General features: G+C 75.0%; 19 protein-coding genes. 14 read left to right on the top strand and 5 right to left on the bottom strand.

All coding sequences use genetic code 11. The annotated features are described in order from the left end of the window. Nucleotides 1-24 precede the first annotated feature (24 nt). A complete protein-coding gene (locus AUV08_RS06025; protein WP_036336590.1) occupies nt 25-1,080 on the bottom strand; it encodes an alpha/beta fold hydrolase in 1,056 nt (351 codons plus the stop codon). Between the two features lie 272 nt (nt 1,081-1,352). Between AUV08_RS06025 and AUV08_RS06030 the strand changes: the two genes are divergently transcribed. The 6 genes from AUV08_RS06030 (at nt 1,353) to holA (ending at nt 10,978) form a co-directional block, all read left to right on the top strand. Continuing rightward, complete coding sequence (locus AUV08_RS06030) at nt 1,353-2,678, top strand: membrane protein (protein WP_036336588.1); 1,326 nt, start codon at nt 1,353-1,355, stop codon at nt 2,676-2,678. Between the two features lie 157 nt (nt 2,679-2,835). Beyond that, on the top strand, nt 2,836-5,343 hold the full coding sequence (gene leuS / locus AUV08_RS06035) for a leucine--tRNA ligase (RefSeq protein WP_061867305.1): 2,508 nt from the start codon (nt 2,836-2,838) through the stop codon (nt 5,341-5,343). A 46-nt stretch (nt 5,344-5,389) separates the two neighbouring features. Then, nucleotides 5,390-6,364 (top strand): DegV family protein, encoded by a 975-nt coding sequence (locus tag AUV08_RS06040; RefSeq protein WP_036313753.1) that lies wholly within the window; start codon nt 5,390-5,392, stop codon nt 6,362-6,364. Nucleotides 6,365-6,493: 129 nt separating this feature from the next. Further along, nucleotides 6,494-7,351: a ComEA family DNA-binding protein gene (locus AUV08_RS06045; RefSeq protein ID WP_036313756.1), complete on the top strand. Its 858-nt coding sequence runs from the start codon at nt 6,494-6,496 to the stop codon at nt 7,349-7,351. Next, the gene (locus AUV08_RS06050; protein ID WP_223247540.1) at nt 7,348-9,948 is read left to right on the top strand and encodes a ComEC/Rec2 family competence protein; all 2,601 of its coding nucleotides are present in this window, start codon (nt 7,348-7,350) and stop codon (nt 9,946-9,948) included. The genes AUV08_RS06045 and AUV08_RS06050 overlap by 4 nt, the downstream gene beginning before the upstream one ends. Before the next feature lie 10 nt (nt 9,949-9,958). Beyond that, nucleotides 9,959-10,978 (top strand): DNA polymerase III subunit delta, encoded by a 1,020-nt coding sequence (holA, locus tag AUV08_RS06055; protein ID WP_036317182.1) that lies wholly within the window; start codon nt 9,959-9,961, stop codon nt 10,976-10,978. A gap of 101 nt (nt 10,979-11,079) precedes the next feature. On the opposite strand, the gene rpsT is transcribed toward holA, so the two are convergent. Further along, complete coding sequence (rpsT, locus tag AUV08_RS06060) at nt 11,080-11,346, bottom strand: 30S ribosomal protein S20 (RefSeq protein ID WP_002854699.1); 267 nt, start codon at nt 11,344-11,346, stop codon at nt 11,080-11,082. A gap of 195 nt (nt 11,347-11,541) precedes the next feature. Beyond that, entirely contained in the window at nt 11,542-12,204 is a 663-nt protein-coding gene (locus AUV08_RS06065) for a type II toxin-antitoxin system PemK/MazF family toxin (protein ID WP_061867301.1), read from the bottom strand. Nucleotides 12,205-12,315: 111 nt separating this feature from the next. Between AUV08_RS06065 and lepA the strand changes: the two genes are divergently transcribed. Continuing rightward, a complete protein-coding gene (gene lepA, locus AUV08_RS06070) occupies nt 12,316-14,175 on the top strand; it encodes a translation elongation factor 4 (RefSeq protein ID WP_036317188.1) in 1,860 nt (619 codons plus the stop codon). Further along, entirely contained in the window at nt 14,176-15,456 is a 1,281-nt protein-coding gene (hemW, locus tag AUV08_RS06075) for a radical SAM family heme chaperone HemW (RefSeq protein WP_036317191.1), read from the top strand. A gap of 15 nt (nt 15,457-15,471) precedes the next feature. On the opposite strand, the gene AUV08_RS06080 is transcribed toward hemW, so the two are convergent. Both AUV08_RS06080 and AUV08_RS06085 read right to left on the bottom strand, forming a co-directional pair. Further along, a complete protein-coding gene (locus tag AUV08_RS06080; protein WP_002854682.1) occupies nt 15,472-15,891 on the bottom strand; it encodes a DUF4870 domain-containing protein in 420 nt (139 codons plus the stop codon). Nucleotides 15,892-15,985: 94 nt separating this feature from the next. Next, nucleotides 15,986-16,846, bottom strand: a complete 861-nt coding sequence (locus tag AUV08_RS06085) for a DUF3097 family protein (protein WP_036336568.1) — start codon at nt 16,844-16,846, stop codon at nt 15,986-15,988. A 171-nt stretch (nt 16,847-17,017) separates the two neighbouring features. Here AUV08_RS06085 and hrcA point away from each other — a divergent pair, with 171 nt between their 5' ends. The 6 genes from hrcA (at nt 17,018) to AUV08_RS06115 (ending at nt 22,912) form a co-directional block, all read left to right on the top strand. Then, nucleotides 17,018-18,031, top strand: coding sequence for a heat-inducible transcriptional repressor HrcA (gene hrcA, locus AUV08_RS06090; protein WP_036336566.1), 1,014 nt, complete (start codon nt 17,018-17,020; stop codon nt 18,029-18,031). A gap of 75 nt (nt 18,032-18,106) precedes the next feature. Continuing rightward, complete coding sequence (gene dnaJ / locus AUV08_RS06095) at nt 18,107-19,240, top strand: molecular chaperone DnaJ (RefSeq protein WP_061867297.1); 1,134 nt, start codon at nt 18,107-18,109, stop codon at nt 19,238-19,240. After that, complete coding sequence (locus tag AUV08_RS06100) at nt 19,237-19,998, top strand: 16S rRNA (uracil(1498)-N(3))-methyltransferase (RefSeq protein ID WP_041103735.1); 762 nt, start codon at nt 19,237-19,239, stop codon at nt 19,996-19,998. Before dnaJ ends, AUV08_RS06100 begins: the two co-directional genes overlap by 4 nt. 40 nt (nt 19,999-20,038) lie before the next feature. Continuing rightward, nucleotides 20,039-21,112 (top strand): PhoH family protein, encoded by a 1,074-nt coding sequence (locus AUV08_RS06105; protein WP_036336560.1) that lies wholly within the window; start codon nt 20,039-20,041, stop codon nt 21,110-21,112. Beyond that, nucleotides 21,102-21,575 (top strand): rRNA maturation RNase YbeY, encoded by a 474-nt coding sequence (ybeY, locus tag AUV08_RS06110; protein WP_010078622.1) that lies wholly within the window; start codon nt 21,102-21,104, stop codon nt 21,573-21,575. The genes AUV08_RS06105 and ybeY overlap by 11 nt, the downstream gene beginning before the upstream one ends. A gap of 11 nt (nt 21,576-21,586) precedes the next feature. Beyond that, complete coding sequence (locus AUV08_RS06115) at nt 21,587-22,912, top strand: hemolysin family protein (RefSeq protein WP_061867296.1); 1,326 nt, start codon at nt 21,587-21,589, stop codon at nt 22,910-22,912. Nucleotides 22,913-22,930: the final 18 nt, after the last annotated feature.

Here is a 22,930-nt window from a genome sequence, read left to right on the forward strand (position 1 = left end):
GGCGACGCCGGGGCGATGACGGCGTCAGCGGCCGGCGCGGCGGAGCCAGTCGCGGATCAACGCCGCACAGGCGGCCGGCCGCTCGTAGTGCAGCAGATGCCCGACGCCGTCGAGGACGTGCAGCTCCGCCGTGCCGCCCGCGTCGTCGATCGCCGCGGCGAGCGCCTCCTGTGCCGGCACCGAGCCCAGCGGATCCTCCCGCCCCGCGACCAGCAGCACCGGCAGGCTGAGGCGGGCGGCGACGTCGGCCACGGAGCCCGTGCTCGAGGCGCGGTACGCCTCGGAGAGCATGCGTGCGGAGGCGAAGTCCGAGAAGTGGCGCCGGTGCTGGTCATGGGTGTACGCGAGGACATCCCTGTCCCTGGTGCGGGTCATGGCGAGCGTGGTCACCCACACGACCGGCGGCGCGCCCAGCAGCAGCCGCGCCGGGCGCTCGGGCAGGCGGGCGGCGACCTCGTAGTACCCCTCGGCGACGGCCGCCAGCACCCGACTCGACACGGACGCCGACGCCTCCAGCGCGGGTTCGGCGATGGGGTTGAGCAGGACCAGCCGTCCCCACCGGGACGGGTCCCGCGCGACCAGCTCGGCCGCCACCGTCGTCCCGTAGGAGTGCGCGACCAGCACGGGGGTCGCCCGCAGACCCAGGGCGGCGACGACGGTGGCCACCGCGTCCGCGTGATGGGCCACGGTGTGCTCGGCGTGGGGGAAGGGCTCCGAAGCCCCGAAGCCGGGCAGCTCGATCGAGTGGATCGGATGCTCCGGGAGCGCGTCGGCCAGCAGGGCGAGGCCGTGGTGGTCCCCGCGGAAGCCGTGCACGAACACGAGCGGGGCAGCGGCCGCGTCCCCCTCGGGTGCGCCGGGCGATCCCGGCGCGGCCACCGGAACGGGGGTGTACTCCCACACGGCCACGGACGACCGGATCCCGCTGACGGGGTCCGGGACGGCCAGGGTGTGCCGGCGGGGCGTCCGGGCCGGGTGGCCCGTGAGCACGCGGGGATCGGCGGGCGCCGCGGGCGGGCGCAGCAGATCGCGCAGGCGGACGGGCGGGCCCGGGGCGGCGGACGGCGTCGGGACAGGCACGTCCCCACCCTAGCCAGGCCTTCGACCGCCGACGCCGTGGCGCCTCGTCTCCGCTGGACGCGGGGACGGGGTCCGCCGAGATGCTCGGCCTGATCGCGACCGCGGCGTGCCAGCGGGAGGGCGGCCTTGGGGTGGGCCTGAGGCCACGCTGCCCGGAACCCGGCGACGCCTGGTCCTGGCCACGATGGCGCGCGCGTGCCTACCGTACTCCGGCCCGTCCTCGGTCCCGGGGCCCGCACGGGCGCACCCCGTCCCCCACGAAAGGCCCATGCGTGCAGCACCCCGTCGCGCTCAGATCCCTGAAGATCGCCCTCGCCTTCGTCGGCCTGCTCGTCGGCGCCGGCTTCGCCACCGGCGCCGAAGTCATCCAGTACTTCGTGGGCTTCGGCTGGATCGGCGTCGTGGGCGCGGGACTGGCCGGCCTGCTCGTCACCGCCGGCGGCGCCGTCATCCTCCAGCTGGGCAGCGTGTTCCTCGCGGCCGACCACAAGGTCGTCTTCCGCAGCGTCTCGCACCCCGTGATGGCCCGGATCCTGGACGTCGTGGTGACGGTGACGCTCTTCGCGATCGGCGTCGTCATGCTCGCCGGGGCGGGCTCGACGCTCGCCCAGCAGTTCGGCTGGCCGACGTGGGCGGGCTCCACCCTGATGACCCTGCTCGTGCTCGTGACGGGCATGCTGGACGTGGAGAAGGTCTCCGCGATCATCTCCCTGATCACGCCCCTGGTGGTCGTCGCGGTCGTGGCCGGGTTCGTCCACGTCCTGGTCACCCGCGACGGCGGCTTCACCGCCCACGAGTCCCTCGCCGTCCAGGCCACCACGCCGGTGGACCCGTGGTGGCTGTCCTCGGTCAACTACTTCGGCCTCGTCGTCGTGATGGCCGTGTCCATGTGCCTCGTGATCGGCGGGTCCATCACTCACCCCCGGGAGGCGTTCCTCGGCGGCCTCACCGGTGGCCTGATGTACACCGCCCTGCTCCTGATGGCCTCCACGCTGCTCTACCTCGGCTACGCCGAGATCGGCCGCGCCGACGTCCCCATGCTGCGGCTGTTCGCCTCGATCGCGCCCTGGCTGGGCTGGGCGATGGTCGTGGTGATCTACCTGATGATCTTCAACACCGCGATCGGCATGTTCTACGCGCTGGGACGCCGCCTCACGGCCGACCGCCCGGGCCGCTACCGGCCCGTGTTCGCCGGCGTCACGCTGCTGGCCTTCGCGGTGAGCTTCGTCGGCTTCGGCGACCTGATGAACGTCGTCTACCCGGCGCTGGGCCACCTGGGGATCGTGCTCGCGCTCGTGCTCCTCGTCTGGTGGCTCACCCACCGCCGGCAGATCTCCGCCGAGTCGGGGCTGCGTCTGCGCCTGCTCGCGCTGCTCCGCCTGCGTGAGCATCCGGAGAAGACCTTCACGGCCCAGCACGCAGTGCAGCTGCAGGAGGCGGTCGGGGACTCCGTGGCGGCCCCGGACGCGGTGACGGAGGCCCTCGAGGACGAGGTCGCCCAGGTGCTCGAGGAGGACGACGCGCTCACCTCCGGAGGGGCGCGCCCCGGTCCCGACGCCGGGCCCGAGCGTCCGGCAGGCGGCAGCCACTCCGCCTGAAACCGCGTGCCCGGCCGGGCACGGCGTCTCGGAGCGGCCCTGCGGCCGGGCCGGGGCGCCGTCGCCGTAGGATGGGGTGGCCGGCCGTGCCGCCGGCCCCGTCCGCGCCGCCCGAGGGCCGGCGCCCCATCCCGACTGCGTGAGGACTCGAACCGCCGTGAGCCAGACCCCCGACAGCGCCGTGCCGGCCACCCCCAGCATCCCCGCCGACGCGGAGTACTCGTTCCGTGACGTGGAGGCCCGCTGGGCCGGGTACTGGGAGCAGGCCGGGACGTTCGCCCCGCGCGAGGACGGCTCCGAGACCCGCACCGTGGTCGACATGTTCCCGTACCCGTCGGGCGACCTGCACATGGGGCACGCCGAGGCGTTCGCGATGGGCGACGTCGTCGCGCGCCACTGGATGCAGCGCGGCTTCGACGTGCTGCATCCCATCGGCTGGGACTCCTTCGGCCTGCCGGCCGAGAACGCCGCCATCAAGCGCGACGCCCACCCGGCCGAGTGGACCTACGCGAACATCGAGACGCAGAAGCGCTCCTTCCAGCGGTACGGCATCGCCGTGGACTGGTCCCGTGAGCTGCACACCTCGGACCCCGAGTACTACCGGTGGACCCAGTGGCTGTTCCAGCAGCTGTACCGCAGGGGCCTGGCGTACCGGAAGGACTCCCCGGTCAACTGGTGCCCCCAGGACCAGACGGTGCTCGCCAACGAGCAGGTCGTGGACGGCCGCTGCGAGCGCTGCGGCACCGAGGTCACCAAGCGGACCCTGAACCAGTGGTACTTCCGCATCACCGAGTACGCGGACGCGCTGCTGGACGACATGGACCAGCTCACCGTCCACTGGCCCGAGCGCGTGCTCGCCATGCAGCGCAACTGGATCGGCCGCTCCGAGGGCGCCCACGTCGACTTCCAGGTCGAGGACGGCCCCGTCGTCACGGTCTTCACCACCCGGCCGGACACGCTGCACGGCGCGACCTTCATGGTGGTCGCCGCCGACGCCCCGCTGGCCGCCGAGCTCGCCGGCGACGACGTGCGGGCCGAACTCGAGGCGTACCGCGAGGACCTGAAGAAGGTCTCGGACATCGACCGCCAGGCCACGGACCGTCCCAAGAGCGGCGTGTTCCTGGGCCGCCACGCGGTGAACCCGCTGACCGGTGAGCGTCTGCCGATCTGGGCCTCGGACTACGTGCTGGCCGACTACGGCACGGGCGCCATCATGGCCGTGCCGGCCCACGACCAGCGCGACCTCGACTTCGCCCGCGCCATGGGCCTGCCCGTGCGCACCGTGCTGGACACCGGCGAGGAGGACCCGGCGGTCTCCGGCGTCGCGACGACCGGCGAGGGCATCCTGGTGAACTCCGGGGAGCTCGACGGCCTGGACAAGACCGCCGCCATCGCGCGGGCCATCGAGATCGTGCAGGAGCGCGGCACCGGCCGGGGCACCACCACGTACCGCCTGCGCGACTGGCTGCTCTCCCGTCAGCGCTTCTGGGGCACCCCGATCCCCGTGGTCCACTGCCCGGACTGCGGCGAGGTGCTCGTGCCGGAGGACCAGCTGCCGGTCACCCTGCCGACCGACCTCAAGGGCGAGCAGCTCGCCCCCAAGGGCCAGTCGCCCCTGGCCGCGGCGACGTCGTGGGTCGAGGTGGACTGCCCGCAGTGCGGCGGCCCCGCGCGACGGGACACCGACACCATGGACACGTTCGTGGACTCGTCCTGGTACATGCTCCGCTACGCGTCCCCGAACGACGACGCCCGCGTTTTCGACCCCGACGCCCTGCGCCGCTGGCTGCCCGTGGACCAGTACGTGGGCGGCGTGGAGCACGCGATCCTGCACCTGCTGTACGCCCGCTTCTTCACCAAGGCCCTGCACGACCTCGGCCTGGTGCCCTTCACCGAGCCGTTCCGCGCCCTGCTCAACCAGGGCCAGGTGCTCAACGGCGGCAAGGCCATGTCCAAGTCGCTGGGCAACGGCGTGGACCTGGGCGACCAGCTGGACGAGTTCGGCGTCGACGCCGTGCGCCTGACCATGGTGTTCGCCTCGCCGCCCGAGGACGACGTGGACTGGGCCGACGTCGCCCCGGGCGCCGCCGGCAAGTTCCTGGCCCGCGCGTGGCGCCTGGCCCGCGACGTCCGCGCGACGGGCGCCCCGGCCGGCACGGACCCGGCGGGCGGGGCCGTGACCCTGCGCCGGGTGACCCACCGGACCGTGCACGAGGCCCAGCAGCTGCTGGACGACGGCAAGTTCAACGTGGTCGTCGCCAAGACGATGGAGCTGGTCAACGCGGCCCGCAAGGAGATCGACGCCGGCGCCGGCGCGGCCGACCCCGCCGTCCGCGAGGCCGCCGAGGCCGTGGCCGTGCTGCTCTCGCTCGTGGCGCCGTACACGGCCGAGGACATGTGGGTGCTGCTCGGCCACGAGCCCTCCGTGGTCCGCGCCGGCTGGCCCGCGGTGGACGAGGCGCTGCTGGTCGAGGACACCGTCACGGCGGTCGTCCAGGTCAAGGGCAAGGTCCGCGACACCCTCGAGGTGCCCGCGGACATCACCGCCGAGGATCTCGAGGCGCGCGCCCGCGCGTCGCAGAAGGTGCGGAACTTCATCGGGGACGCCGAGATCGTCAAGGTGATCGTGCGCGAGCCCAAGCTCGTGAACCTGGTGATCCGCTGACCGCGTGAGACCGTCCCCGACCGGGCCGGGGGAGAGGAGGCAGGCCGTGGCGAGCATCGAGCAGTGGCGCGACGATGCGCTCGTCCGCCTGCGCTCCCGCCGCTCCCAGCTGGCCGGGCGGGCACGCTACGGGCTGCGCCCGCCCCGCCGGGACCGCACGGCCGTCGTCACGGACTCGGCCGCGGCCCTGCCCGGCGCCGTCCTCGGACACGGTCTGGCCGCGGGGATCCGCCAGGTGGCGCTGCCCGTCATGGTGGGCGAGCAGATCCACACGGAGGGCACGGACGAGCTCGCGCTGGAGCTGCCGCTGGCCCTGGCCGCCGGCACCCCGGTGCGCACCTCACGGCCCTCGCCGGGCGCGTTCCGGACGGCCTACGCCGAGCTGGCCCGCGCCGGCTACGCACGCATCCTCTCCGTCCACCTGTCCGGCGAGCTCTCCGGCACCGTGGAGGCCGCGCGCCTGGCCGCCGCGGAGGCCGAGCGCCCGGTGACCGTGGTGGACTCGCGCACCGTGGGCTTCGCGCTGGGCATGGCCGTGGTGGACGCCGCCGTGGACGCGGGGGTGGGCATGCCCGTGGCCCGCATCCGCGAGCGGCTCGAGGCCACCGTGGACTCCAGCCACGTGCTGTTCACGGTGCCCAGCCTCGAGCAGCTGCGCCGGGGCGGGCGGATCAGCGGGCTGGCCTCGCTGCTGGGCACGCTGCTGCAGGTGCGCCCCGTCATGGCCGTCGACGACGGCGCGATCGGCCTGGTCGACCGCCCGCGGTCCGCGGCCCGGGCCGTCGACCGGCTCGTGGAGCTCGCGACCGAGCGGGCCGGCGAGGACCCGGTGCGGATCGCCGTGCACGAGTACGGCGACCCCGAGACGGCCGTGCAGCTCGCGGAGCGGCTCCAGCCGGTCTCCACCACCCCCGTGCCCGTCGTCGAGCTGCCCGCCGTGCTCGCCGCGCACCTGGGCCTGGGCGCCCTGGGTGTGGTGATCTGCCCGCTGGAATCGCCCACGGGGGGCTCGGGGGACTGAGGCCGCCCGTGCGGGAGCGCCGAGGAGACGGGCGCGTCCGTTCCTGCACACCACCCTGGACCGCGGAGGTCATCCCCAGGTCGGGTGCGGGACGCGCCCGACTCGGCGACGGGGCCGCAGACTGCCCGCATGAGCCCCAGCCACCGCCTCTGCGACGATCCGCCCGCCTTCGCCCCGGACCCCGCGCCCGCGGCCGCCCCCGACGTCGACACAGCCGGCCCGCACGCCGCGTCCCGGTGGGAGCGCACCCCACCTCGGGGCCCGGTGCTGCGGTGGCGGCCGGCCCTGCTGGCCGTCACCGTGCTGCTCGTCGCCGCCACGGCCTGGTGGGCGGTGGCCTGGCTGACCACCCCGGCGCCGCCCGCGGCCATCCCGGCGGCCGCGGCCGGTGCAGGCATCCCGCAGACCGACGCGCCCTCCACCGCCCCGTCGGCGGCGGGCACCGACGCGCGGACGTCCGAGGCGGGGCCGTCGGGGGAGGCGTCCGGCCCCGCCGGGTCCGGCCCGCTGCGGGTGCACGTGGTGGGCGAGGTCGCCCGGCCGGGAGTGGTCAGCCTCGCGCCGGGCTCCCGGGTGGCCGACGCCGTGGGCGCCGCCGGCGGCCCGACCCGGCACGCCCGGGCGGAGCGCATCAACCTCGCGGCCCCGTTGGACGACGGCCAACAGGTCCTCGTCCCCTCCGCCCGCACACCGCAGGACGCCCTGGACCGGGTGGCCGGGGCCGCGCAGGCGCAGCCCACGCCGACCACGGGCAGGGCCGGTGGCGGAGGCGAGCCGGGCGGCGCCGAGTCCGGCGACACCGTGGACCTGAACACCGCCGACGCCACGGAGCTGCAGACCCTGCCCGGCGTCGGCCCCGCCACGGCGGAGAAGATCATCGCCCACCGCGAGACGGTCGGCCCGTTCACCGGCCTGCAGGACCTGGACGCGGTGCCCGGCATCGGCCCGGCCACGCTCGACCGGCTGCGTGACCACGTCTCGTGGTGAGCCCGGCCCCGGGCCCGCCCAGCGATCCCGTGGACCGCCGCGCCCGCCACCGCGAGGTGCCCGGCCCGCTCGAGGCCCGGTGGGTGCCCGCCCTGCTCGTCTGCCTGACCCTCGGGATCCTCGGCGTCGCCTGGGACGCCCCGGCCCGCTCGGCGGCGGCCCTCACCGGGCTGGCCGTCGCCGCGACCACTGTCCTGGGCGCCGCCCGCTCGACCGGTCGGATACGGGGCGTGGCCACCGCGACGACGCTGGCCGGCGTGGCCGCGGCCCTGATGCTGCAGCACTCGGCCGGGCCCGCCGCCGCGGCCAGCGCCAGCGGCTGGACCGGCGCGGTGCACGCCGGCTCACCGCTGCGGCTCGAGCTGACCCTGGACGGGCCCGCCACCCGGAGCGAGGCGACCTTCGGCCCACGCTGGAGCGTGCCCGTGCGGGTCGAGACGTTCGGTCATCCGCCGCGGGCCCCCGAGGCGGCCGTGACGGCCCGACTCACGGGCGGGGGCGCACCGCCCGCGACGATCGCCGCGCCGTTGGACGGGACGGCGGCCCCCGGCGGCGGGCCGGGATCGCGGGTGTGCGTGGTGGCCCGGCCGTCGAGGTCCGGCTCCACCGTGTTCCTGGCCGCCGCGGCCGCCCCGCAGCCGGGACCCTGCCCCGGCGGGGCGGAGCCGGCAGGCGGGGCCACCGACGGCGGCCCGGGCCCGCCGCGGCGGGAGGCGCTGCGCGCCGCGTTCCGTCAGTCCGCGGAGGGCACGGTCGGCACGGCGCCGGAGCTCATCCCGGGGCTGGTGCTGGGCGACCGCTCCGCCCAGGGGGCCGCCCTCGACGACGCCATGAAGGCCTCGGGCCTGTCGCACCTGTCTGCCGTGTCCGGGGCCAACGTGGCCATGATCCTCGGCGCGGTCGCGATCACCCTGCGCAGCGCGCGGGTGCACCGGGCGGTGGTCCTCAGCGCCGGGCTGGCGGTCCTCGGGGTGTTCGTGGTCGTCGTGGGGCCGGAGCCGTCGGTCCTCCGGGCGGCCGTGATGGGCGCTCTCGGCGCCCTCGCGGTGTTCTTCGGCCGCGCGCGGCAGGCGTTCGGACTCCTGACGGTGGGCGGCACGGCCCTGCTCGTCGCGGTGCCGGCCCTCGCCGTGGAACCGGCCTTCCACCTCTCCCTGGCGGCGACCGCGGGCATCGTCCTGGGCGGCGCGCCCCTCGACCGTGCGCTGCACGCCGGGCTCGGCCGGGTGCTGCCCGACGTCGTGGCGCGGTGGCTCTCGGCGTCGCTCGCGGTGACCGTGGCCGCCCACCTGGCCTGCCAGCCGATCATCCTGGCCATGACCGGTGAGGTGTCGGCCTACGCGGTGCCGGCCAATCTGCTGGCCGCCCCGGCCGTGCCGCCCGTGACCGTCCTGGGCACCCTCGCCGCGGCCCTCGCCCTGCCCGCGCCGGGGATCGCCGCCGCCCTCGTCGCCGTGATCCAGTGGCCCGCGGCCTGGATCGGGTGGGTCGCCCACACCAGCGCCTCCCTGCCCGGGGCGCTGCGTCCGTGGCCGGCCGGAGCCCTCGGCGCCGGGCTGGGCGTCCTGCTGGTGGCCGCGACGCTCCTCGGATTCGCCGCCGTGCTCCTGCTCGAACGACGCCGGGCCGCCCCGGTGCGGCGTGTCGGCCGCAGCGCGCCGCGGACCCGCGAGCGCCTCCCCGCCCTGGTCGTGCTCGCCGCCGCGCTGGCCGCGGCCACCACGGGTGCGGTCGGGGCGGTCCTCGTGCCGCGGGCCTCGGGCGCGGCCCCGCCGGACTGGGCGGTGGCGTTCTGCGACGTCGGCCAGGGAGACATGGCCGTGTTCCGGTCCGGCCCGCGCGCGGGGGTCGTCGTCGATGTCGGGCCCGAGCCTGGGCTCGCTCGTCGCTGCCTCGACGACCTCGACGTCGACCGGGTGGACGCCGTGCTGCTCACCCACCTGCACGCCGACCACACCGGGGGACTGCCCGGCGTGGTCGACCGCGCCTCCCGCGGGGCGGTGCACTACGCGACCCGGGACGCGCCGGCGCAGGGCAGGGGAGGGCGCGGCGGCGAGGCGGACGGCGTCGACCGGCCCGCCGACGCGGCACGGCTCCGCACCGGCGCGACGGGCACGGCCGGGCCGGTGCGGTGGCACGTGCTGCTCGCCGACGCGCGGGCCCCCGAGGAGAACGACGCCTCCGCCCAGGTGCTGGTCACCGTCGAGAGCGAGGCCGGTCCGGTCACGACGCTGATCACCGGCGACATGGAGGAGGACGCCTCCGCGGCATGGGTCGCGGGGCACCGGTCCGATGCCGCCGCTCCGCCGCGCGTGGACGTGCTCAAGGTCGCCCACCACGGGGCCCGCAACGGTGGGACGGCCGTGCCGCGCGCGGTCGGCGCCCGCCTGCACATGGTCTCCGTGGGCGCCGACAACCCGTACGGACACCCCCACCGGGCCACGGTGGACGCGCTCGGCCGCCTCGGGCCGGTGGCCCGCACCGACCTGCACGGCACGCTGGCCCTCACGGCCGCGGACGGCCCCGACCCCGACGGCGCGCCCGAGATCACGGCTCACACCGTCCGCCCGCCCTCGAGCGTCCGCACCGGACCCTAGGATGGGACGCATGTCCGCCGCCCGCAGCCCCCGTTCCGGCCGAGCCGGCCGCACCGACCCGCTGGCCTGGCGGCGAGCCGAGCCCGCCCCGCTCATGCTCCTCAAGGGACCCGAGGACCATGCCGCCCGCTGGGTGACGGACCGCGTGACCCAGGCTCTGCGCGAGCGCCACGGCCAGCTGGAGATCCACCGGCTCCGCGCGGGGGAGTACCAGCCCGGCCAGCTGGCCACCGCGGCCAGCCCGTCCCTCTTCGCCGAGCCCACCCTCATCACGGTCGAGGGCCTCGAGGCCATGAACGACGCGTTCCTCGAGGACGCCCTGCGCCTCGTCCAGCAGGGCCCCGGCGCGGACGACGTCACGCTCGTGCTGCGCCACACCGGCGGCAACCGCGGCAAGAAGCTGCTGGACGCCGTCGCCCAGGCCGGCACGGTGGTCGAGTGCGTGCCGCTGAAGAAGGACGAGGAGCGGCTGGCCTTCGTGCAGGCCGAGTTCCGCGACCGGCGTCGGCGCATCGACGAGGAGGCGGCCCGCGCGCTCATCCGCGCCACCGGCGCCTCGCTCACGGAGCTCGCGGCCGCGTGCGCCCAGCTCGTCGACGACACCGAGGGCGTCGTCACCGTCGAGACCGTGGACACCTACTACAGCGGCCGCGTGGAGGCCACGAGCTTCGCGGTGGCCGATGCGGCGCTCGAGGGGCAGGCGGCGAGGGCCGTGTCCCTCGTGCGGCACGCGATGGCCACCGGCGTCCACCCGGTGATGATCACCGCGGCGCTCGCGCTCAAGGCGCGGCAGGTGGCGCGGATGATCGACGCCCGCCGGCCCGCCGCCGAGCTGCCGTCCCTGCTCGGGGTGGCCCCGTTCCAGGTGCGCTACATCCAGCAGGCGGCGCGGCACTGGACGGCGGCCGGCATCGCGCAGGCCGTGGAGTGGATCGCCCAGGCCGACGCCGAGGCCAAGGGCGCCTCCCGCAACCCGGAGTTCGCCGTCGAGCGCGCGGTCATCCGCGTGGCCACCGCCGTCAGCCGCTGACGGCGCCGCCGGACGGCACCCCACGGGGGCAGCCCGGACACGAAACGGCCCCCGCACCGATCGCTCGGGGCGGGGGCCGCGGTCACAGCCGGGGGCGTGGATTAGCCGAGGAGGGCCTTCACGCGGGCGGCGATGCCGGACTTGCGGTTCGCGGCCTGGTTCTTGTGGATGACGCCCTTCGAGGCGGCCTTGTCCAGCTTGCGGGAGGCGGTGCGCAGGGCGGCGGCGGCGGCCTCGGCCTCGCCGGCGGCGACGGCCTTGTCCACGGCGCGGATGGCGGTCTTCAGCTCGGACTTCACCGCGACGTTGCGCTGGCGCGCCTTCTCGTTGGTGAGGATGCGCTTCTTCTGGGACTTGATGTTAGCCAAATCGGGTCCTTCGTCGTCGGCGGCGCGGACGAGGGTCCGGGCGCCGCATGAACAGGGGGTCGTGGAGGGTGCCCGGATCCGTGGACTGAGCGGCGTGGGGAACACCGATGATGACCCGTTCCGGGGGTGCCCGTCGACCGGCGGACACAATGCGGACGATCCTACCACCCAGACCCCGCGATCCGCGCGGCCGACTCAGCGCACCCGCCTCCGGGCGCGGGCCAGCGCGGCCGTGACCCGGTCGAAGGCCGCCCGGTCCAGGACGCCGCCCTCCCGGCGCACCGCGGCCGGATCCACGCGGACCACCCGGTCCAGCTTCACCTCCGAGGCGCGGCCGGACCGGTCCCAGGCGCCTGCGCCCACGTCCACGTAGTCCTCGTCGCGGGTCAGCGCGTTGTTCCGGTCCCGGCTGGTCAGCATGAGCCCGAGCAGGAGCGCCCCGTCCCGGCCGATCAGGAGCACGGGGCGGTCCTTGCCCCGGCCGTCCATCTCCTCGTACGGCACCCAGGTCCACACGACCTCGCCCGGCCCGGCCGTCGGCCCGGGCGCGGGCGCGTATTCGACGCGGACGGTCCCGGTGAAGTCCGGCAGGGACACGTGGCGGTCGGTGTCCTGTCGCCGGGGCAGGCGCTCCTGCCCGGGCCCGGGCATCGGCCACGAGTCGGTGGGCTCCGTGGGGTCCCACGCGGGCCCGGGAGGCCCGGGCGGGCCCGGGAAGGGCGACGGGCCGCTCCGTTCGCCGGCCCGTCGACCGGCCTCAGAGGCGGCTCGACGCGGCCGGGCGTCGTCGCGGAGGGCGCCGATCAGGCGTGCCGTCCGGCGGCCGAGGGACAGGGCGCGATGCAGGTCGAAGGCCATGGGCGTGAATCTAGTGGACGCGCGGGCCCGGCGTCCGGGTCGGGTCGGCGGCGGGACATGAGAGACTAGGCGGTCAGAGTCCCGTCCCCGTCACCCGTAGAGGAAGTGCCCGTGTCGCCCCTGGCGTCGAACCCCCCGGTGCCCGCTGCCACCGACCCCTCGGTGATCCGCAACTTCTGCATCATCGCCCACATCGACCACGGCAAGTCCACGCTGGCGGACCGCATGCTGCAGGCCACCGGCGTCGTGCAGCCTCGCGACATGAAGGCCCAGTACCTGGACCGCATGGACATCGAGCGTGAGCGCGGCATCACCATCAAGTCCCAGGCCGTGCGCATGCCCTGGTCCGTGGACGGGGTGGACTACGCCCTGAACATGATCGACACCCCCGGGCACGTGGACTTCACCTATGAGGTCTCCCGCTCGCTGGCCGCATGCGAGGGCGCGATCCTGCTGGTGGACGCCGCCCAGGGCATCGAGGCCCAGACCCTGGCGAACCTCTACCTCGCCATGGAGCACGAGCTGGAGATCATCCCCGTGCTCAACAAGATCGACCTGCCCGCCGCGGATCCGGACCGCTACGCGGCCGAGCTGGCCTCCCTGATCGGCTGCGAGCCCGAGGACGTGCTGCGCGTCTCCGGCAAGACGGGCGTCGGCGTCGAGGACCTGCTGGACCGCGTGGTCCGCGCCATCCCCGGCCCGGAGGGGGACGCGGACGCCCCGGCCCGCGCGATGATCTTCGACTCCGTGTACGACACCTACCGGGGCGTCGTCACGTACGTGCGCGTCGTGGACGGCCGGCTCTCCCCGCGGGAGAAGGTCCGCATGATGTCCACGGGCACCACCTACGAGCTCCTCGAGATCGGCGTCTCCTCCCCGGAGCCCGTGCCCACGAACGGTCTGGCCGCGGGCGAGGTGGGCTACCTCATCACCGGCGTGAAGGACGTGCGTCAGTCCAAGGTGGGCGACACGGTCACCAACCACGCCCACCCGGCGGAGCAGTCCCTGGGTGGCTACGAGGACCCCAAGCCCATGGTGTTCTCGGGCCTGTATCCCATCGACGGCTCGGACTATCCCGTGCTGCGTGACGCCCTGGACAAGCTCAAGCTCAACGACGCCGCGCTCGTCTACGAGCCGGAGACCTCGGTCGCGCTGGGCTTCGGCTTCCGCGTCGGCTTCCTCGGTCTGCTGCATCTGGAGATCGTGCGCGAGCGCCTCGAGCGCGAGTTCGACCTCGATCTCATCTCCACCGCGCCCAACGTGGTCTACGAGGTCACCCGGGAGGACCGTGAGGTCGTCACCGTGACCAACCCCTCCGAGTTCCCCGAGGGCAAGATCCTCGAGGTGCGCGAGCCCATGGCCTCGGCCACGATCATCGTGCCGGCGGAGTTCATCGGCGCCGTCATGGAGCTGTGCCAGGCCAAGCGCGGCAACCTCAAGGGCATGGACTACCTCTCCGAGGAACGCGTGGAGATCCGCTACTGGATCCCCCTGGCCGAGATCGTGTTCGACTTCTTCGACCAGCTCAAGTCCCGCACCAAGGGGTACGCCTCGCTGGACTGGAAGGCCGACGGCGACCAGGTCGCCGACCTCGTCAAGGTGGACATCCTGCTCCAGGGCGAACAGGTGGACGCGTTCTCCTCCATCACCCACAGGGACAACGCCTACGCGTACGGCGTGATGATGACGGGCAAGCTCAAGGAGCTGATCCCGCGCCAGCAGTACGAGGTGCCGATCCAGGCCGCCATCGGCTCGCGCATCATCGCCCGCGAGAACATCCGCGCGATCCGCAAGGACGTGCTCTCCAAGTGCTACGGCGGAGACATCTCCCGCAAGCGCAAGCTGCTCGAGAAGCAGAAGGAGGGCAAGAAGCGCATGAAGATGGTCGGCCGGGTCGAGGTCCCGCAGGAGGCCTTCATCGCCGCCCTATCCTCGGACGGCGCCGGCGCCGACCAGGCCGCGAAGAAGTAAGTGCCCGCCCTGCCCCTCGGCGAGCCCGTCCCCGACGACGGCCGGCTGCCGGCCGACGTCGGGCAGCGGGTGCGCGCGGCCGCCCGCGACGGCGCGGCGCGCACCTTCAGCCTGTACGTCCACGTGCCGTTCTGCACGGTGCGCTGCGGCTACTGCGACTTCAACACGTACACGGCCGTCGACTTTGGCCCCGGCGCGGGTCGCGGCGACTACTGGGAGTCGGCGGTCGCGGAGCTGGACTTCGCCGCGGACGTGCTCGCGTCCTCGGACGTGCCCGCCCGCCCGCTGCACACGGTGTTCTTCGGCGGCGGCACGCCCACGCTCCTGCCGGCCGCGGACCTCGTGCGCATCCTCCAGGCGGCGGTGGACCGGTTCGGGATCGCGCCCGGCGCGGAGGTGACCACCGAGGCCAACCCGGACACGATCACCCCGGAGTACGCCCGCCAGCTCGCGGCCGGCGGCTTCACCCGCCTCTCCCTGGGCATGCAGTCCGCGATGCCGCACGTGCTCGCCACGCTCGAGCGCACCCATCGGCCCGAGTCCGTCCCCGCCGCCGTCGCCGCGGCCCGCGAGGCCGGCCTGGAGGTGTCCCTGGACCTGATCTACGGGACCGCGGGGGAGTCCCTCGCCGACTGGCGGGCCACGCTCGAGGCCGCAGTCGTCCTGGCCCCGGACCACGTGAGCGCGTACTCGCTGATCGTGGAGGAGGGCACCAAGCTCGGGGCCCAGGTGGCCCGCGGCGAGGTGGCGGACGTGGACCCCGACGACCAGGCGGACAAGTACCTGCTCGCCGAGGAGCTGCTCAGCGCCGCCGGCTACCGCTGGTACGAGGTGTCCAACTGGGCGCGGGATCCGCGGGGGTCCGGGGTCCACCGCGCGCGGCACAACGTGGCGTACTGGGAGGACCAGGACTGGTGGGGGATCGGCCCGGGCGCGCACTCGCACCTCGCCGGCGTCCGGTTCTGGAACGCCAAGCACCCCGCCGCCTACGCGCAGCGGCTGGCCACGGGGGTCACCCCCGCCGTCGGCCGCGAGCGGCCCGACGCCGACGCGCGGCGCCTCGAGCGCATCATGCTCGCGGTGCGCACGGTGGGCGGGCTCCCGACCGCGGAGCTCGTCTCGGAGACGCCGGGGGAGGCCGCGCGGATCCGCGGGGCGATCGCCGAACTCATCGCCGCGGGCCTGCTGGACGGGCGCGCCGCCGTCGACGGGCGCATCATCCCGACGCTCGAGGGGCGGCTGCGCAACGACGCGATCGTCCGGGCGCTGGCCGGCTTCTGACCGGCCGGCCCCGGGTCAGCGCAGGATGCGCAGGTTGAACGGGTACCGGAACGGACGGCCCTTGGACACGTGCGAGGCGCCCATCACGCCGTAGACCGCCATGGCGGCCCACGTGAGCGCGCCGAGGATCGCGAAGATCGGGCCGACCACCGGCAGCAGGGACAGGAAGAAGAACAGGAGCGTGATGAGCGTGGGCGGCCCGGAGAAGTTCAGGGCCTCGCGCGACTCCTGCGAGGTGAACGGGCCGCGGTCGCGGTAGAGCAGCCACACGACCAGCGGGCCGAGCACGCCGAACGCCAGACTGAGGTGGGCCAGCGCCGCGCGGTCACGGTCCTGCTTCGCCGTGAGCGGGGCGCCGCGGCCGCCGGCCGAGACGAGCCAGGCGGGCGGGCCGTGGCCGGTGCGGCCGGCGTCGGGCTGCGCGCGGGTGTTCACGAGGGGCTCCTCCTGGATCGCGGGACCCGCGCGCCGGGGACCGGGCGCAGGGCATGGGCCAGCATAGCGCGGGCGGGCGGGGGCCGCGCCGAGATCAGTGCTCGGGTGCTGCGGTGAGGAAGTCGATGAGCTCCTCCACGCGGCCCAGCAGGGACGGCTCGAGGTCCGCGTACGTGGTGACGTGGGAGAGCAGCCGCTTCCACCCCAGCCCCGTGGCCTCCTTGCTCCCGTGCGGCCAGCCCAGTCCCCGCAGGATCCCCGTCTTCCAGTCCTGCCCCTTCGGCACGACGGGCCACGCGGGGATGCCGAGGACGGAGGGCTTGATGACCTGCCAGACGTCCACGTAGGGGTGGCCGAGGATGAGCACGTTGCCCGCGGCCCCCGGCACGCGCATGGCCTCGGCCGCGAGGCGCTCCTCCTTGGACCCGGTGACGAGGTGGTCCACGAGGATCCCGAGCCGGCGCCGCGGGCCGGGGGCGAACGTGCGGATCGCCCCGGCGAGGTCGTCCACGCCGTGCAGGGGCTCCACGACGATGCCCTCGAGGCGCAGGTCCTCGCCCCACACCTTCTCCACCAGCTCGGCGTCGTGCACGCCCTCCACCCAGATGCGTGAGGCGCGGGCGGTGCGGGCGCGCGCCCCCTCGACCCGTCGCGAGCCGGAGGCGGTGCGGGCCGGCGCCGCCGGGGCCGCGGCGGTCGGGGGGACCAGGGTCACGGGCTCGCCGTCGATCCAGAAGCCGCCGCCGAGGGGGAAGCCGCGGCGCACGCCGCGGTGGTCCTCCAGGACCACCACGTGCACGCCGCCGGAGCGCTCGATGCCGATCACGGCCCCGGTGAACCCGGAGGCCACGTCCTCGACCACCGTGCCGGGGGCGGCGGGCACATCGGGGACGGTCCGGGCGGGGCGGCGCGTCAGGTCGTCGTGGCCCGCGGGGCCCCAGCTGCTCCAGTCCATGGGAGAGCACGGTAGCAACGGGGCCGGGCGATCACCGTGAGCGAAGCCGTGCGGACCGGTCGGGTGGTCCACCCGGGTCGGACGGTAGCATTGGCACTTGACCCGCCGGAGTGCCAGTCAGGGGCACCTCCGGGGTCGCCCCGGATCCCGACGGACCAGAGGAGGACCGAGATGTCGGAGCAGCCCCGCCGCCTGCAGGTGCTCCAGGCGATCGTGGAGGACTACGTGGCGCTGCGCGAGCCCGTGGGCTCCAAGGCGCTCGTGGAACGGCACGCCCTGGGCGTGTCCTCCGCGACCGTGCGCAACGACATGGCGGCGCTCGAGGAGGAGGGCCTCATCGTGGCCCCGCACACCTCCGCCGGGCGCGTCCCCACGGACAAGGGCTACCGCGTGTTCGTCGACCGCCTCTCCGAGGTGAAGCCGCTGTCCCCGGCCGAGCGCCGGGCCGTGAGCACCCTGCTGGACCCGGAGACGGACACCGAGCACATGATGGAGTCCACGGTGCGCCTCCTGGCCCAGCTGACCCAGCAGGTCGCCGTCGCGCAGTTCCCCCACGAGGACGGCTCCACGATCCGCCACCTCGAACTGGTCTCCCTCACGCCCACGCGCCTGCTCGTGGTCCTCATCCTGTCCACGGGACGGGTGGACCAGCGGCACGCCGTCCTGGACCGGCCGGTCGACGAGGCGGAGCTGTCCGTGCTCCGCGGCCTCCTGCTGGACGCCCTGCTGGGGCTCGGTCCGGTGCAGGCGGCCGCCGTGATGGACGACGTCGTCACCCGGGTCCGCCCGGAGCACCGGCCGGCCGCGGCCCTCGTGGCCGCGGCCGTCCAGGACCTGCTCGAGGCCGGCCGGCAGGACCGCATCGTCCTGGCCGGCACCGCCAACCTGGCCCGCTCCCCGGGGGACTTCGGCGCGTCCATCGGGCCGATCCTGGAGGCGCTCGAGGAGCAGGTGGTGCTGCTGCGCCTGCTCACGGAGATGGAGCAGGACGCCCACGGGGTGTCCGTGCGGATCGGCTCCGAGAACGCCGGATCGCTCGCGGACACCTCGGTGGTCGCGGCCGCCTACGGCCCCGGCGCCGTGGCGAAGCTCGGCGTCATCGGTCCGACCCGGATGGACTATCCGGGCACCATGGCCGCCGTCCGGGCGATCGCCCGCTATCTCTCCCGCATCCTGACCACCTGACGTGCCTCCGCGCGTCCTGGCGGGCCCCGTCCCGCACCGCCCCACGTCCCGCTCGCCCCGAGAGGAATCCCCACCGTGACCGACCACTACGAGACGCTCGGCGTCAGCCGTGACGCCAGCACCGAGGAGATCCGCCGCGCCTACCGCAAGCTCGCGCGCACCCACCACCCGGACGTCAACCCCGACCCGGAGGCGGCCGAGCAGTTCAAGCGCATCTCCCACGCCTATGAGGTGCTCTCGGACGAGGACCGGCGTCGGGCCTACGACACGACGGGCAATGAGAACGGCCAGGCCGGCTTCCCGGGCGGCTTCGGTGGGGCGGGCGGCTTCGGGGGCTTCGCCGACATCTTCGAGACCTTCATGAACGCGGCCGGCCAGGGCGGCCGCGGTGGCCCCGCCAGCCGCGCCCGCCGCGGCCAGGACGCGCTGGTGATCGCGCGGATCGACCTGCGCGACGCGGTCTTCGGCGGCGAGCAGACCATTGAGCTGGACACGGCCGTGCGCTGCGAGCGGTGCGGGGGCTCGTGCTGCGAGCCCGGCACCCAGCCGGAGACCTGCCAGACCTGTCAGGGCCACGGCATGATCCAGCGCCCCGTGCGGTCGCTGCTGGGCACCGTCATGGCCACCGAGGCCTGCCCCGCCTGCCAGGGGTTCGGCACCGTCATCCCGACGCCCTGCCACGAGTGCGACGGGCAGGGCCGCGTCCGCACCCGGACGCCGCTGACCCTGCGCATCCCCGCGGGCGTGGACGACGGCACCCGCATCCACCTCGCCGGCCGCGGCGAGGCCGGCCCGGGCGGCGGCCCGAACGGCGACCTCTACGTGGAGATCGCGGTCCGCCCGGACGAGACCTTCCGCCGCGAGGGCGACCACCTGGCCACCACCGTGACCGTCCCCATGGCCGCCGCGGCCCTGGGCACCACCGTCACGCTGGACACCCTGGACGGCAAGCAGTCCCTCAGCCTGGACCCGGGCGTGCAGTCCGGCCACGTCGAGGTCCTCCACGGCCTGGGCGTCGGTCGCCTGCGCGGGCAGGGCCGTGGCGACCTCAAGGTGGACGTGGTGGTCACCACGCCCACCGACCTGGACGACGAGCAGCGCCAGCTCCTGGAGCGCCTGGCCGAGGTGCGCGGCGAGGAGGTCGTGCACGGCGCACCCCAGGCCAAGGGCATGTTCGCCCGGCTGCGGGAGAACCTGAGGAACCTGTGACCGCCCCCCTGTTCCACCTCGAGCCGGGCGCCCTGGCCGGCGCGAGCGCGGGCGCGGAGGTCGTCTTCGACGGCGCCGAGGCCCGGCACGCCGCCGCGGCCATGCGCCTGGCCCCCGGGGAGGCCGTGCTCCTGGCCGACGGGTCGGGCACGCTCGGCCACGGCACCGTGCTCGCGGCCGCCCCGGACGCGGTGTCCGTGCGGCTGGACGCGGTGGCGGAGGAGCCGGCGCCCACCCCGGCGCTCGTGCTCGTCCAGGCCCTCGCCAAGGGCGACCGGGACCTCATGGCGGTCCAGGCCGCCGTCGAGCTCGGCGTGGACGCCGTGGTGCCCTGGGAGGCGGAGCGCTCGATCGTCCGCTGGAAGGGCCCCAAGGCCGCCAAGGCCCGCCAGAAGTGGGCGGACACGGCCCGCGCGGCCGCCAAGCAGGCGCGTCGCGCCCGGGTGCCCGCGGTCCGGGACCACGTCTCCGGGACGGCGGTCGCCGGGCTGGCCTGGGACGACGACGGCGGCCGGCTCGTCCTCGTACTGCACGAGGACGCGGAGCACGGGGTGTCCGCGGTGCCGGCGGAGCGACTCTCCGCGGCCGTCGAGATCGCCGTCGTCGTGGGCCCCGAGGGCGGGATCGGCCCGGCCGAGCTCGAGGCCTGCGTGGCCGCGGGGGCCGTGCCGGTGCGGCTCGGCCCGCACGTGCTGCGCGCCTCCACGGCCGGCCCCGCCGCCCTCGCCGTGCTCCAGCACCGGCTCGGCCGCTGGTGAGCCCCGGCAGGACGGCGCGCCGACGCCTAGACTGGTCGGGATGTCCCGCCCCCGCGACCCCGAGGTGATCCGCCCCATCGTGACCGTGCCCCCCACGACCCCGACCCCGCCCGCCACCGCGCACGAGGGGGTGGCGTTCGAGTCCGCCGACCTCATGGTCCGCACGCTCGGACCGCAGGACGCCCTGCTGCGGATCCTCGGCGGCGTGTTCCCCACCGTGGACGTCACGGTCCGCGACCAGCGGCTGGACCTGGCCGGGCCGGTGGCCGAGGTGGCCACGGTGCGGCGCGTCGTCGAGGACCTGCGCTCGATCGCCCGCCGCGACCAGGCCGTCACCCCCGAGGTGATGGGCCAGGTGGTCCACCACGTCCGCGACGCCGCCACCGGGCGCGGCGCGGGTCAGCTGCACCTGGACTCGATCCTCTCGGGCCGGGGCCGCCGCATCCGCGCGAAGACCCTGCACCAGCAGGACTACGTGGAGGCGATCGACCGCTCCACCGTCGTCTTCGGCATCGGCCCGGCCGGCACCGGCAAGACCTACCTGGCGATGGCCAAGGCGGTGCAGGCGCTGCAGGCCAAGGAGGTCAACCGGATCATCCTCACCCGCCCGGCCGTCGAGGCCGGCGAACGGCTCGGCTTCCTGCCCGGCGGGCTCTCCGAGAAGATCGACCCGTACCTGCGCCCCCTGTACGACGCGCTGCACGACATGATCGAGCCCGAGTCGATCCCGCGGCTGATGGAGGCCGGGACCATCGAGGTCGCCCCGCTGGCGTACATGCGCGGCCGCACCCTGAACGACGCGTTCGTGATCCTCGACGAGGCCCAGAACACCACCGGCGAGCAGATGAAGATGTTCCTGACCCGCCTCGGCTTCGGTGCGCGCATGGTCGTCACGGGCGACACCTCGCAGGTGGACCTGCCGCGCGGCACCCAGTCCGGCCTGGCCCAAGCCGTCGAGGTGCTCGAGGGGATCGAGGGACTGGAGATGGTCCGCTTCGACTCCTCGGACGTGGTCCGGCACTCGCTGGTGAGCGCCATCGTGGACGCCTACGACGCCGCCCGCGGCCCCGCGGAGCGGTCCCAGAAGCGAGGAGGGGCCCGCCGTGGCCGTTGAGATCCTGAACGAGTCGGGGATCGAGGTCCCCGAGGACGCGCTGCTGCGCATGGCCCGGCACGTGTACGCGCGCCTGCACGTCCACGAGCGCGCCGAGACGGCCGTGACCGTCGTGGACGCCGCACGCATGGCCGAGCTGCACGAGGAGTGGATGGACCTGCCCGGGCCCACCGACGTGATGAGCCTGCCCATGGACGAGCTGACCCCCGGCTCGCCCGAGGCGCCGGCCGAGGGCGTGCTGGGCGACGTCGTGCTCTGCCCCGAGGTCGCCGCCGAGCAGGCGGCGCGCGGCGGGCACTCCCGTGACGATGAGCTGCTCCTGCTGCTCACCCACGGCATGCTCCACCTGCTCGGGTACGACCACGTCGAGGACGCCGAGCGCGAGGAGATGTTCACGCTCCAGGATCGGCTCGTCTCCGAGGTCCTCGGCCGGCCCGCCCCGGCCCCCACCGTCGAGGATTGACGGCACCGCCCATGCTGACACCCGCCGTCCTCTTCGCCCTCTTCCTGGTCTTCCTCGGCCTGACCTGGACGCTGTCCCTGGCCGAGTCCGCGTTCTCCTACCTCTCCCGGCGGGACGCGGAGGACATCGTCCGCGAGCGGCCCGGCTCCAAGGTCCTGGAGATCGCCCGCGAGCGGGAGAGCCACCTCGGCGCCCTGCGGGTCTGGCGCTTCGTGGCCGAGGCCCTGTCGGCCGTCTGCCTGACCGCGGCCGCCGACGCGGTGGTGGACGACACGTGGCTCGCCGTGGCGATCGCCGCGGTCGTGCTCGTGGGCGTGGCCGCCCTGCTGGGCGTCTGGAGCCCGCGGCCGATCGGCTCCCGCAACGAGGCCGCCGTCGCCCGCCGCCTGGGCGGCCTCGTGTGGGTGCTCCGCCGGGCCCTGGGCCCGCTCGCCGCCCGCCTGGACCGGGACCGGCGCCGTCGCGAGGTCGAGCCGGAGGACGAGGACGACTTCCAGGAGCGCCACCTGCGCGAGTTCGTCGCCCGCGCCCACGACGCGGACGTGCTCGCCGACTCCGAGGCGGAGCTGATCCAGTCGGTGTTCTCCATGAACGACACCATCGTCCGCTCCGTCATGGTGCCGCGCACCGACGTCGTCACGATCGACGCCGACCACACGCTCGGGCAGGCCATGGCCCTGTTCCTGCGCTCCGGCAACTCCCGCATCCCGGTGATCGGCGAGGACGCCGACGACATCCGGGGCATGCTGCACCTCAAGGACGTCACCCGCGCCCTGCACCACGACGGCGCTGCGACCGACACCCCCGTCACCGAGGTCATGCGCGACGTCCGCTTCGTCCCCGAGTCGAAGTCCGTGGCCACCCTCCTGCAGGAGCTGCAGCGCGAGTCCACCCACGTGGCCGTGGTGGTGGACGAGTACGGCGGCACGGCGGGGCTCGTGACCCTCGAGGACCTCATCGAGGAGATCGTCGGGGAGATCTACGACGAGGACGACCAGCCGGACCGCCCCGAGGTGGAGTTCGTCGCGCCCGGCGTCTACTCCGTCGACGCGCGCATGGGCATCCACGACTTCCGGGAGGAGTTCGAGCTGCCGGAGGAGGACGAGGACGACGACGTCGACACGGTCGGCGGCCTCCTCGCCAAGGAGCTCGGCCGCGTCCCGATCCAGGGCTCGCGCGTCGTGGTCCAGGGGATCGAGCTCGTCGCGGACACCCTCGAGCCCCGCCGCAACCGGGTCGCGCGCCTGCGCGTCTCCGAGACCCCCGACCGCCCGGTGCGGCTGCGCCGGCGCGAGGAGCAGGCCCACGGCGCCGCACCCGCCGACCCCGTGGCCTGAGCCGGCCGCCCCACCCCA

The organism is Micrococcus sp. CH7, from assembly GCF_001595485.1.
GTDB lineage: Bacteria > Actinomycetota > Actinomycetes > Actinomycetales > Micrococcaceae > Micrococcus > Micrococcus luteus.